At 42.6% G+C, this 12,634-nt stretch carries 10 protein-coding genes; 8 read left to right on the top strand and 2 right to left on the bottom strand.

All coding sequences use genetic code 11. The features are described from left to right. The first annotated feature begins 3 nt into the window (after window positions 1–3). From HNQ43_RS04955 to HNQ43_RS04990, 8 genes are all read left to right on the top strand, one after another. The gene (locus tag HNQ43_RS04955; protein WP_183375376.1) at window positions 4–1,620 is read left to right on the top strand and encodes a CTP synthase; all 1,617 of its coding nucleotides are present in this window, start codon (window positions 4–6) and stop codon (window positions 1,618–1,620) included. Continuing rightward, entirely contained in the window at window positions 1,620–3,050 is a 1,431-nt protein-coding gene (purF, locus tag HNQ43_RS04960) for an amidophosphoribosyltransferase (protein WP_183375378.1), read from the top strand. The genes HNQ43_RS04955 and purF overlap by 1 nt, the downstream gene beginning before the upstream one ends. A gap of 262 nt (window positions 3,051–3,312) precedes the next feature. Then, on the top strand, window positions 3,313–5,031 hold the full coding sequence (locus HNQ43_RS04965; protein WP_183375380.1) for an ammonium transporter: 1,719 nt from the start codon (window positions 3,313–3,315) through the stop codon (window positions 5,029–5,031). A 112-nt stretch (window positions 5,032–5,143) separates the two neighbouring features. Next, window positions 5,144–6,817 (top strand): hypothetical protein, encoded by a 1,674-nt coding sequence (locus HNQ43_RS04970; protein WP_183375382.1) that lies wholly within the window; start codon window positions 5,144–5,146, stop codon window positions 6,815–6,817. A 27-nt stretch (window positions 6,818–6,844) separates the two neighbouring features. Beyond that, a complete protein-coding gene (locus HNQ43_RS04975; RefSeq protein WP_183375384.1) occupies window positions 6,845–7,840 on the top strand; it encodes a DUF3089 domain-containing protein in 996 nt (331 codons plus the stop codon). A 119-nt stretch (window positions 7,841–7,959) separates the two neighbouring features. After that, on the top strand, window positions 7,960–9,189 hold the full coding sequence (gene pnuC / locus HNQ43_RS04980) for a nicotinamide riboside transporter PnuC (RefSeq protein WP_183375386.1): 1,230 nt from the start codon (window positions 7,960–7,962) through the stop codon (window positions 9,187–9,189). Between the two features lie 70 nt (window positions 9,190–9,259). After that, window positions 9,260–9,817: an elongation factor P gene (gene efp / locus HNQ43_RS04985; protein ID WP_183375388.1), complete on the top strand. Its 558-nt coding sequence runs from the start codon at window positions 9,260–9,262 to the stop codon at window positions 9,815–9,817. A gap of 20 nt (window positions 9,818–9,837) precedes the next feature. Next, complete coding sequence (locus HNQ43_RS04990) at window positions 9,838–10,584, top strand: SDR family NAD(P)-dependent oxidoreductase (protein ID WP_183375390.1); 747 nt, start codon at window positions 9,838–9,840, stop codon at window positions 10,582–10,584. Here the strand turns inward: HNQ43_RS04990 and HNQ43_RS04995 are convergent. Next, window positions 10,581–11,687, bottom strand: a complete 1,107-nt coding sequence (locus HNQ43_RS04995) for a hypothetical protein (RefSeq protein WP_183375392.1) — start codon at window positions 11,685–11,687, stop codon at window positions 10,581–10,583. The genes HNQ43_RS04990 and HNQ43_RS04995 overlap by 4 nt on opposite strands. A gap of 50 nt (window positions 11,688–11,737) precedes the next feature. After that, window positions 11,738–12,577 (bottom strand): putative ABC transporter permease, encoded by an 840-nt coding sequence (locus HNQ43_RS05000; RefSeq protein ID WP_183375394.1) that lies wholly within the window; start codon window positions 12,575–12,577, stop codon window positions 11,738–11,740. Between the last annotated feature and the right edge of the window lie 57 nt (window positions 12,578–12,634).

Consider the following 12,634-nt stretch of genomic DNA (forward strand, 5'->3'; position numbering starts at 1 on the left):
AAAATGACAAAATATATATTTGTGACCGGAGGAGTCGTATCGGGTCTAGGCAAAGGGATCACGGTGGCTTCTTTAGGAAGACTGTTAAAGGCAAGAGGATTAAGAGTGGCAGCTCAGAAACTCGATCCTTATATCAATGTGGATCCCGGGACGATGAGTCCATATCAGCACGGGGAAGTCTTCGTGACGGAAGATGGTGCGGAGACGGATTTAGATTTAGGACATTATGAGCGGTTTATTGATGAGGATTTGAATCAATATTCCAATCTGACGGCCGGGAAAGTATACTGGAATGTCTTGAACAAAGAACGCCGCGGAGAATATTTGGGGTCTACTGTTCAGGTGATTCCGCATATTACGAATGAAATCAAAGAATTTGTGTATTGTTTGGCCAAACGCACCGATGCGGATGTCGTGATTACGGAAATCGGCGGAACGATCGGAGATATTGAATCCCAGCCGTTTCTGGAAGCTGTTCGTCAGATATCTTTAGAAGTGGGAAAAGAAAATAGTTTGTTTATTCATGTCACACTGGTTCCTTTTTTGAAAGGATCAGGAGAACATAAATCGAAACCGACCCAGCATTCAGTGAAAGAACTGCAGGGGATGGGTATCAATCCGGATATCATCGTTTTGCGTTGTGATGAACCGTTAGAATCTTCAATATTTCAAAAGATCGCCTTGTTTTGTAATGTGAAACCAGACTGCGTGATTGAAAATATTACATTGCCTTGTCTGTATGAAGCTCCTTTGATGTTGGAAAAGGCAAATCTTTCAGCGGTGGTGTGTCGAGAACTGGGGATCCAGGCGCCTGGTTTAGAATTGGGCGAATGGACCTCTATGGTTCAACGGATCAAGAACCGTTCCAATCACGTCAAGATTGGACTGGTCGGGAAATATACCGAGTTGCATGATGCCTATCTTTCCGTAGCAGAAGCTTTAAGGCACGCAGGGTATTGTTTTAATACACACATTGACATCCATTGGATCGATTCTGAAAAGATCGATTCAAACAATCGAGATCAAATCTTATCGAATCTGGATGGAATTCTGGTTCCTGGCGGCTTTGGCAGCCGTGGCGTGGAAGGAATGATCTTAACGGCTCAGTATGCCCGCGAAAATAAGATTCCTTATTTTGGGATCTGTCTTGGCATGCAGGTGGCTGTGATTGAGTATGCCCGAAATGTCCTTGGAATTCCAGATGCGAATTCTGGTGAATTTGACGAAATGACAAAACATAAAGTTATCGATTTTATGCCCGGGCAAAGTAACGATATCGATAAAGGAGGAACTCTTCGCTTGGGGGCTTATCCATGCATGATCAAATCGGACACGATCCTGGCTAAATGGTATGGTACTTCCAGTATTCGGGAAAGACATCGCCATCGTTACGAATTGAATAATGAATACCGTAAACAGCTAGAAGATGCCGGAATGATTCTAGGAGGGATATCGCCGGATGGAAGATTGGTGGAAACGATTGAATTATCGTCCGATCAATTTTATGTTGGGGTTCAGTTCCATCCGGAATTCAAAAGTCGCCCGAATCGCGCTCACCCTTTATTTAAAGGATTTATCCATGCAGCTTTACAACAGGCAAAAGCGAAGGAGGACAAGTGATGAATACAGAGATCCATGAGGAATGCGGTGTTTTTGGCGTTTTGTCCAGAACTCCTTGTGATTTGGCCCATCTTTCTTATTATGGGCTTTATGCTCTCCAACATCGGGGACAGGAAAGCTGCGGCATCGTTGTCAATGATGACGGCATTTTTGTTTCGCATAAAGATATGGGGTTGGTCGGAGAAGTCTTTTCTGAAGATGTTTTATCACGTTTTCCACAAGGCACCATGGCGGTGGGACATGTTCGCTATGGGACGACCGGAGGATCCAATCGCAAAAATTGCCAGCCTTTGGAAGTCAATCATCAAAAAGGAAAAATGGCGTTGGCTCACAATGGCAATTTAAGCAACGCTCTTGAATTAAGAAATCAGCTGGAGCTGACAGGGGCTATTTTTCATACGACCAGCGATACAGAATTGATTGCTTATTTGATTACCAAAGAAAGACTGAAAACGCCTTCGATCGAAGAGGCGTTATCTTCGACAATGAATATCTTGGAAGGAGCTTATTCGCTGGTTTTGATGTCTGCGCAGAAACTGATCTGTGCGCGGGATCCTTATGGATTTCGCCCTTTATGTTATGGAAAGACCGACGATGGAAAGATCGTGGTCGCCTCGGAAAGCTGCGCCATTAAAGCCATCGGGGCAAAAGTCGTTCGTGATGTGCAGCCTGGAGAGATCATGATATTTAGTCAGGACGGCATGATTTCAAATCAGGAGCATTGTCACAAACGGCCTAAAAAATTCTGTATTTTTGAATACATCTATTTCTCTCGTCCTGATTCGGTGATTGAAGGAGTTTCAGTTCACGCTTCTCGCATCAAGGCTGGAAAGATCCTGGCTCAAAGACATCCGGTTGAAGCCGATGTCGTAGTGGGAGCACCGGATTCGGGTCTGGATGCGGCCTTAGGCTTCAGTATGGAAGCGGGAATTCCTTATGGGATGGGATTTATAAAAAACAAATATATCGGAAGAACCTTTATCTCTCCGGGCAAAGGGGAACGCCTGGATGGGTTAAAGATCAAACTGGCCGCAATCGAAGAAAGCGTAAAGGGAAAACGAGTCGTTTTAGTGGATGACTCCATTGTTCGCGGCAACACCATGGGGCGTATAGTCGGCTTGCTTCGGGAAGCCGGGGCACAGGAAGTGCATGTTCGCATTTCGTCGCCGCCTTTTCTGCATCCTTGTTTTTACGGAACAGACATCGATTCTCAGGAGCATCTGATTGCCTGTCAATATGATATCCGTCAAATTTGCCAAAAGATCGGGGCGGATTCTTTGGGATATCTGCCGATCGATGCTTTGCATGAGCTTGCCGGAAACAACGGATTTTGCGATGCTTGCTTCAGCGGATGTTACCCGACAAAGATTCCTGAGGATCCGCGAAAAGATCGATTTGAACAAAGGTTATCCGAAATCAGGCGTTCATAAACTTGAAAAACTCATTGACAATTCGCAAAACTCATAGTATAAACTTCAGGTATAAAGGCAAGGGCGTCTTTAAGCATAGGCTTAAAGACGTCCTTTTCTTTGATAGAATGAAAAGATAAAAATTGAAAGGCAAAGAAGTCTGTCGTGTTGATCGAGGGCATCTTTGCCTTTTCTTTTAGAAGGAGGAGATACAGACACAATAAGGAAGGATATTGGTTGTTGGATCATTTTATATCGGAGAGAAATAAGGAGGGATCGATTTATGGAAATGACGATGATCATAGACACATTTTGGGTCTTGGTGGCAGCTGTTTTGGTTTTCTTTATGAATTTGGGCTTTGCGTCTTTAGAAGCAGGAATGGCCAGATCGAAGAATACGGTAAATATTTTATCGAAAAACTTTATTGTTTTTGCGGTATCCTCACTAGGTTTCATGTTGTTGGGATGGGGATTGATGTTTGGAGGCGATAATGGTTTTATCGGGACAGATCATTTATTTATCCTAGGTTCTAGCGATGTATCCTTCTACAATGATACATTGACATCGAATGTGCCGTTTTGGGGAAAATTCTTCTTCCAGCTGGTATTTTGCGGAACGGCCGCAACGATCGTTTCGGGAGCAGTAGCAGAAAGAATCAAATATGTTTCTTTCATCCTCTTTTCATTTGTATTAACTTTGATTATTTATCCTATCGTGGGTCACTGGGTCTGGGGTGGCGGCTGGCTTTCGGATCTGGGCTTTCTGGATTTCGCGGGTGATACCGTTGTTCATTCGCTGGGAGGATGGGCCGCTCTAGCGGGGGCGCTTATTTTAGGACCTCGAATCGGGAAATATGGAAAAGATGGCAAACCTAAGGCCATACCCGGGCATAATATGTCTTTGGCTGTCATCGGGTTGTTTGTATTGTGGCTAGGCTGGTTTGGGTTCAATCCAGGATCTACGATGAGTTTTCAAAATCCTTCGGATGTAATGCACATATTGATGACAACGAATACATCGGCCATCATGGCGGTTTTGACATCAACGATCACTTCTTGGATCTTTATCGGGAAACCGGATCTAGGCATGACGATCAACGGCTGCCTTGCGGGATTGGTCGCAATTACCGGAGGCTGTGCTTATATTTCCGTTGTCGATTCTTTGATCATCGGTGCTATGGCAGGGGTACTTGTTGTAGTTCTTGTGTTGTTTTTTGACCGAATCCACGTGGATGATCCGGTCGGTGCCACATCTGTCCATCTGGGATGTGGAGTTTTTGGAACGATCTGCGTGGGATTGTTTGCCCAAGAGGGAGCTACGACTTTGTCGGCAGTCAATGGATTATTCTATGGCGGCGGATGGGGATTATTAGGAATCCAACTTGTAGGAATTCTTTCGGTAGGTGCTTTTGTTTTTGTGAGCACTTATATCTTTTGGTGGATCTTGAAAAAGACAGTAGGGATCCGTGTATCTAGAGAAGAGGAAATTGCCGGACTGGATATTGGAGAACATGGCAATTTTGCTTATCCGGATTTTGTTCAGGCGGTTGAGAATATAGATTATGATCTGGAAGAAAAACAAAGCGAGAAGTTAGATGATATGCCTGTCTTAGAAACAAGGCCTGTTCAAGAGAGAACACAGAGCAGTTTGATCAAAAAGGTAGAGATCATTTGTAAAGAATCGCGATTAGAATCCTTGAAATCAGCTATGGCTTCGATTGGAATCACTGGCATGACCGTATCGCATGTTCTCGGTTATGGAGTTCAAAAAGGCAAACTGGAATATTATCGCGGAGCGCCTGTTGAAGCAAATCTTCTGCCGAAAGTCCAAGTGGATATTGTTGTCGGCAGCGTTCCAGTCAGCACGGTGGTTGCAGCCGCCAAAAAGGTTTTGTATACCGGTCATATTGGAGATGGCAAGATTTTTATCTATGATGTTGAGAATGCGATCAAGGTACGTACCGGTGAAGAAGGGCAGGATGCCTTGCAAGGCGAGGAGTAAAGCAGCTAGAGAAAGGATCCCATTTTATGGATCCTTTTCTTTTGGGGATTAATACCATCTTTAGATGGAGTCTGGTACAATGATTGTAAAGTGTAGGAGTGATTGTTGTACTATGAAAAAGAATTTTAATTTTCATGTTCATTCAAATTTTAAAAATTCGATACCTCGTCCGCAAAAAAAGAAGACAAAGGTTCTCCTGCTGGCGGGCTGGATTATAGCTGGAGCAGTTTATTACTATTTCAATCATCCGGTCTTGAATATCAAAACGGTTTTTTTCTTTTCCTATGTTTTTTATGGATTGGTTTTGATTTGGATTCTTTCTTTGTTTTTTGAGCCGAAACAAATTGTATATGATTCGAAAAAGAAATCGTTTTTCGGAACAGTTTTTACGGTTGTGATCTTGGCTGGTGTATTGTGGGCCGGCGGATCGATGTTGATCTGCAGTCCGGTTTTTATGGCAAAATCCTTTGCGAATCGAATCGAGATCCAAAATGTGGATTTTGATAAAGTAAAGGAAGTCGACTTCACCAAGACACCGATCATCGATCGTGATTCTACGATTGTTTTAGGTGACCGTGTTATGGGGGAGATGCCGGAACTGGTATCACAGTTTGAGGTCAGTACGGAGTATACGCAAATTTCGTATAAAGACAGCGTTTATAGAGTGACGCCTTTGGAATACGCAGGATTTTTTAAGTTCATGGGAAATTATAAAGAAGGAATACCGGCGTATATCTTGGTTAATTCTGTGACCGGAGAAGCAGAACTGGTTCGTTTATCTGATCTGGGACTGGATGGGATGAAGTACGTACCTTCTGGTTATTTTAATTACGACTTGTATCGAAAACTGCAGATGCAGTATCCAACCACAATTTTTGGGGATCCATCTTTTGAAATTGATGAGGAAGGTCATCCTTGGTATATTTGTACAACTTATGATTATGCGGCTTTTGAAAGTCGAAAAATGGTATCGGGCGTGATCTTGTTTGATCCTATTACAGGTGAATCGACAAAATACGATGATGTTCTGGATGCGCCGACTTGGATCGATCGCATTTATCCGGAATCTCTGGTAACGGAACAAGTTGATCAGAACGGATCTTTACAGAATGGGTTTATCAATTCGATCATCGGCCAAAAGAATGTTACATACACCAGTGAAGGCTATAATTATTTAGAACAAGATGGCGATATCTATATTTATTCTGGAATCACATCGGCCAATAAAGATTCTAGTAATTTAGGGTTTGTCCTTGTGAATTTGCGCACGCACGAAGCGATGAAGATCACTTCGCCGGGAGCCAACGAAACCAGCGCCATGGCCTCGGCCGAAGGGGAAGTCAAGAATTACGGATACACTTCGACATTTCCGCTGTTGGTGAATGTCAATGGACATCCGGTTTATATGATGGCGTTGAAAGACGACAGCGGTTTGATCAAAATGTATGCGATGGTAGATGCCAGCGATTACCAAAAGGTAGCGACGATCTCTTCCGATGAGGGATTTGAAAATCTGAAGAAGAATTTTATAGCTCTTGAAGGAGGCAATGCGCCAGATGCAGAAGATTTGCAGACAAAAGAGATCACGATCAATACGGTACAAATTTTGACTATTGAAGATACGACCAAATGTTTTATGACAGATAGTGAAAACAATCGTTATAAGATTACATTATCCACTAAAAATGAAGATGTTGTGGCGTTCTTAAAAGCCGGAGATGAAGTTTCGATTACTTATATTCCGGCAGAAGATGTCAATGCGATCCAGAAGATAGAAAGAAAGTAAAAGGCGATTCTGAAGAGGTTTTTGGTTATGTCTGGAAAGAGTATTCGTTCTATCCTGATCGTCTTTTGTCTTTGCCTGGGTCTTAATCTTTACGGATGTTCTGTTGATCCGGAACTTTATTCTCAAGAAGAGAATTGGGCTTATTTAGAAACAGAGGTTTCGGATCCTAAAGCTGATGTGTTCTTTCTTTGTCCCTCTGTTTATAGCGGGGATGAAGATTCCTATAACATGTCTTTGCGGGATAAGGAAACGAAAGCAAGTTTTGTGGGTGCCATCAATATGGAAAAAGACATCTATGATGATGAAGATACGCGTTTCTTTGCGCCCTTCTATCAACAAATAGGCCTGAATGTTTACGAGATGACACCGCAAGAGAGAGAACCTTATTTAGAGATTGCGTATCAAGATGTGAAAGAAGCGTTTTTATACTATCTGGAACACTACAATGAAGGCAATCCCATTGTGTTGGCCGGATTCTCTCAAGGTGCAGATATGTGCTTGAGATTATTGAAAGATGTTTTCGAAGATGCTTCTTTACAAGAGCGTTTAGTTGCATGTTATGCGATCGGGTGGCAAATCTCGGACGAAGAGCTGGAAAACTATCCTCAATTAAAAATGGCACAGAACGAAACCGACACCGTAGTCATCATTTCTTTTAACAGTGAAGCGGAGGAGATTGAGGATTCTTTGATGATCCCGGAAGGGTCGCGCTCCTATGCCATTAATCCGTTGAATTGGAAAACCGATAGTACATTCGCAGATCGATCCTTGAATCAAGGCGCCTGTTTTACAGATTATGACGGGCAGATCAACCAGGAGATCCCCGCATTAACGGGCGCTTATATCGATGAAGAACGAGGGGCCTTAAAAGTGATCGATGTATCGGCTAAAGAGTATCCGGCAGGTCTTTCGATCTTTGAAGAGGGAATCTATCATTTGTATGACTATCAATTCTTCTATAGAAACTTACAGGAGAATGTAGATAAGCGCATTGATGCTTATCTGGATCAATCGGCCCTTTGAGGGCTTTTTTGTTTACTCAAGCGTGGTCTTTTCTTGGATAAAAATTTACAAAAATGTTGATATTTATTATAATAAACCCGCTTTAGAAAATCGGAATTTTGATTAAGAAGGGAGCTTTTATGAACACTTTTTTTCAAAAAAATATGGAACCAAATAAAAAAATCAGAACGATTGAGATCCTGATCTTGATTTTATTGATTATTGGTTCGATTGCTTCTTTTGGTTGGGGTGTTTCTAAGGTCAATACTCCGGTAGAGCAGCTGACTTACGTTCGATCTGTGGAAATGACACGAGATACGAGTCTGGAAGATTACGATGGGGAAGAAAATGCGATGTGTGATGTCACCTATCGAAACGGCGACCAGACCATGGTGATCACCTATCCATATGAAGAATACGAACAGTTGGATGCACAAACCATCACCGCCTATGAATTTAAAGGACCGAACGATACGAACCTTTATTTTGATCATCAGGATGTATCTCTATCGCAAGCGCAATACGCTTATGAACAAACCATAGCCAACGAAACGATGCCGGTTTTCAACTTTGCGAACGCGGCAGTGATCCTGGTGTTGTCGGTTTTGATCATGATGCTCTTTTCCCGGCAGTTTACGACCTATGAAAAATCATGGTTTTTATCCATCATGGTCCTGGCCACGATCTTCTCGGTTCTGTTTCCGGAAGAAAGTGCCAACGGGATCAACGGCATTCTGATCATGTGGCTGTATCTGCTGGATACGTTCTTAAATATTTTATGTGAATTATTGATTTCGAAACAATCCAGATACAACTTCTTAGTCTCCGTACTGGTGGAGATCACGGAGATCGTGATGTCACTTGTTTTGATGTATCGGTTTGCGACCTTGGCGACGACGTTGTTGTTCTGGCTGCCGATCGATATCATCAGCTACATCAACTGGTCGCGCCATAAAGACCAGCAGGAAGATGAATTGACGGTGGTACGCCGTTTAAAAGGATGGCAAGAAGTTCTGGTCATTGCGGGAATCGTCGTATGGACTATTGTGGTGGGCTATTTGATCAGTGGTTTGGATATTGCGACAGATTTCTATCATAATCAATCATTAGAAACCGCCATCATTTATATTGATGCTTGTGCTTCTGCGGTAGGGATAGCCAACGGATTGTTTATCTTTTTCCGCTTCCGGGAACAGTGGATCGCCTGGTATATCTGTGCTGCCTTGGAGGCTGTCATCAATGTGATCTCAGGACAATATGTCTTATTGATTTTGAAACTGGGCTATTTTACCAATACGACGTATGGTTATATCAAATGGAGCCAATATATCAAATCGCACCAGGAAGAGAAGAAGTTATCGATCTTCTGATAAATTCTTGAGGAAGTTGGTCAGGACTGTTACAATATAGCGTGTAAAACAAATATGAGGAGTGAATATTATGGCAATTTCGGCAGGAGATTTTAGAACAGGATTAACGTTGATCGTAGATGGAGATCCTTGGCAAGTGTTGGATTTCCAACATGTAAAACCAGGAAAAGGGGCTGCCATCTTAAAAACAAAGATGAAGAACTTAAAGACAGGAAATATTCAGGAAAGAAACTTTAATGCCAATACTAAATTTGAACAGGCAAATATTTCCAAGAAGACAGCTCAATATTCTTATTCGGCAGATTCGATGTATTATTTCATGGATATGGAAACATATGACACTTATGAATTATCTGAAGACCAAATCGGCTTCAATAAATATTTCATTGTAGAAGGAGCAGAGGTGTCGTTGATGTTCTTTGACGGCATGTTGTTGTCGGTATCGGTTCCGGAAAAAGTAGAATTGACCGTGGCAGAAACCGATGCCGCCATCAAAGGGGCACCATCAAACCAGACCAAAGATGCGGTAACCGATACGGGACTTTCTTTACGAGTTCCTCAGTTTATCGAACCGGGCGAAAAGATCGTTGTGTTCTCAACGGATGGGAAATACGCAGGAAGAGCTTAAGAGCTCTTCTTTTTCAAATTATGAACAAAGTTGTATTGATTACCGGTGCGGCACAAGGAATAGGGAAGGCCATTGCCTGGGAACTCGCAAAGCATCAGTATGATATCGTGATCAATTATCATACTTCCCAACAAGCCGCTGCCGATTTGAAATCTGAGATCATCGAGAACTTCGGGGTCCGCTGTTTAACGATCGGGGCGGATGTATCCGATCCCGAACAAGTGGATCAGATGATCACACAAGTAGAAGAACAGTTAGGCGGAGTTGATATCTTGATCAACAATGCCGCGATCGATCTTTCGAATTTATTTCATCTAAAAAATGCCGAGGAATTTCGAAGAACCTTGGATGTGAATGTCATCGGTGCTTTCAACTGCAGCAAGCGAGTCTATGAACACATGTTGAAACAAGAATATGGGCGCATCATCAATATCGCTTCCACCAACGGCATCAACACATATTATCCTATGTGTATCGATTATGATGCCTCCAAAGCGGCCTTGATTTCTTTGACCCATAACTTAGCTTTTGAAATGGGGCCTTATGTGCATGTCAACTGTATTGCGCCAGGATTTATCGGGACCGAGAATGAACTGGACGGCTATGATGAGGAATTCTTAAAGGAAGAAGTGGAAAAAATCATGGTCAAACGTTATGGCGATCCGCAAGAAGTCGCTTATCTGGTTCGGTTTTTGATCAGTGATCAGGCGGACTATATCAACAACACCGTGATCCGTATTGACGGCGGACAGATTGGCAGCTGTTAAGAAAGCCGATAAGAATCTCCCGTCAGTTCCTGGAACAGGTCTTGAAAAATCACCGGTTTATGATCCAATAAGATCTTTTCATCGTTTTTTGTATAATAGAAAACTTTTGAATATTGCCAATCGTTGTATGAAGTCGGGCTGCAAGCTTCCTGGAAGGAATAAGAAAATGCATAGCGGGAGCCATCTGTGGCAGTAAAGCTGAATTGGCTGGCAGATCCTTGGACTTCATATGAGCCGTCGCGTTTTAGTACTTCAAAGAAACATCCAAATGACAGATCACTTTCCCGCGTTAAAAAGAGATCGGCATATTGGATTTCAGTTTCATCGGATCGGACGATCGTTAAAGAAGATTGATCACTTTCAGTCTTCTTTTTTTTGAGCTCGTCTGGATAGCTTTCCAGCTCGATTTGATATGCCAGAGCATAGTTGGCAAAGGAGTTTTCAGACCATTCCTGAAGCAGGGAAGATAAGGTATCTTCTTTGAGTTGGGGATCATCATTTTCTAAGAAGATATAAGTCTGTCGATCGATAAAGGCTTCTTCTGAAGGCCCTCCATTATCTGCGATAAAAGTCAATGGTTCCTGGTAGGCGATGCCGTAGCGGATAAGACAAGGATAAGGCTGCTGGTCAAGATAGGCTTCGAATTTCTCCATTTTTTCGCAGAGAGTTTGGATTTCTGAAAAGCTGGAATACATTCCGTTGACAGAAGGGATATCACTGTCGGTCGGTACACCGAGAGTTAAACCTTCAAAAACGGCTGGATATTCATTCTGGAATCGTTCACTATAATACTTTCCCATTTCCTGGTGATAGGTTGTGACGATCTCATGGCTTCGAAACAGCTGGATCCGTTCGCGATCGATCAGTTCAAACGAGACTTCCGGCAGATCTTTGAGATGCGCTTGCCAAACGGTATCGATACCGCCGCTGGCATTTTCTTTTTCGGTACAGGTTTTTGAAATATAAAGATCTTCATCGATGATATTTTCCTGAAACCAGATGGCGAGCTCTTTCTGGTCATAAGTTTGCGAACATCCGGACATGACGAAAAGACTGGATAGACAGAATACAAAGATCAAAAAGAAATGTGTAAGTTTTTTCATGAATCTAGTATATCAAAAAAAGGAGCCTTTCAAAGGCTCCGAATCTTGAATTAGAATCGTTTTCGAATATTTTTGGCGATCTCATTTAATTCTTTATATTTCTTCTCTGCATTTTCACGCGTTTTCAAGAAAAGCTCCGTATCAAAATTGGCGTTGAAACGTTGCGTTAAAACGGATTTCATTTCCTTGCGCGCTTCCTTGTATTCTTTCTTGGCTTGTTTATAGCGTTCCTTTAGATCTTGAGGAATGGCCTTGAAGTCTGGATAAGCCTGATAGATACGTCTTTGAAGCAGACTGCGGTTCTTCAACAGTTCATGCATCCGCAAAGAGATCTCTTCGGTATTGTCGCCAGCGGTGTTGTCGATCTCCTTTTTGACGATATTCATCAAGATATGCGATAGCACATAATCGGCACTCATGAAAATCAAGATGATCCATGCCAGAACACTTAAGATGACAGGATCGATTCGATCGATAAACTCAAAATAATGAGGCGCGATAAAGCGGACGATCACAACGGAGGCAATTCCAAACAAGATCAAATTGCCGATCCAGATCCGGCCATTCAAGTTCATCGGCTTTGTCGAGTAATCCCACCAGCGGGCATGGAACATTTTTTCCATGTAGAAACTGGTCATGTATTCCAGAAAACCGCAGATCACAAAGCCGGCCATAAAGGTCTCTAGGATCGTCCCTTTCCAGCCAATCAGACCGCCGACCAGGATCGTAACGCCGACGACCCCAAATCCATAGATGGGGCAATAAGGGCCGATCAGGAATCCCCGGTCGATAAAACGATGGTATTGGATATATTTTAAAGTGACTTCCATGATCCATCCTAAGATGGAGAAGATAAAGGCCATGATCACAAATTCATAAAATAGCTGCATAGAACATCCCTTTCTAGTGGTTGATTTTATTCTATCATGAAACCGAACTAGAATCGG

It is taken from the genome of Faecalicoccus acidiformans, assembly GCF_014202635.1.
Lineage (GTDB): Bacteria > Bacillota_I > Bacilli_A > Erysipelotrichales > Erysipelotrichaceae > Faecalicoccus > Faecalicoccus acidiformans.

Excerpts from the sequence above, each read along its gene's own strand:
- HNQ43_RS04955 (WP_183375376.1), top strand. The coding sequence starts at position 4 with ATGACAAAATATATATTTGTGACCGGAGGAGTCGTATCGGGTCTAGGC.
- purF (WP_183375378.1), top strand. The coding sequence starts at position 1,620 with ATGAATACAGAGATCCATGAGGAATGCGGTGTTTTTGGCGTTTTGTCC.
- HNQ43_RS04965 (WP_183375380.1), top strand. The coding sequence starts at position 3,313 with ATGGAAATGACGATGATCATAGACACATTTTGGGTCTTGGTGGCAGCT.
- HNQ43_RS04970 (WP_183375382.1), top strand. The coding sequence starts at position 5,144 with ATGAAAAAGAATTTTAATTTTCATGTTCATTCAAATTTTAAAAATTCG.
- HNQ43_RS04975 (WP_183375384.1), top strand. The coding sequence starts at position 6,845 with ATGTCTGGAAAGAGTATTCGTTCTATCCTGATCGTCTTTTGTCTTTGC.
- pnuC (WP_183375386.1), top strand. The coding sequence starts at position 7,960 with ATGAACACTTTTTTTCAAAAAAATATGGAACCAAATAAAAAAATCAGA.
- efp (WP_183375388.1), top strand. The coding sequence starts at position 9,260 with ATGGCAATTTCGGCAGGAGATTTTAGAACAGGATTAACGTTGATCGTA.
- HNQ43_RS04990 (WP_183375390.1), top strand. The coding sequence starts at position 9,838 with ATGAACAAAGTTGTATTGATTACCGGTGCGGCACAAGGAATAGGGAAG.
- HNQ43_RS04995 (WP_183375392.1), bottom strand. The coding sequence starts at position 11,687 with ATGAAAAAACTTACACATTTCTTTTTGATCTTTGTATTCTGTCTATCC.
- HNQ43_RS05000 (WP_183375394.1), bottom strand. The coding sequence starts at position 12,577 with ATGCAGCTATTTTATGAATTTGTGATCATGGCCTTTATCTTCTCCATC.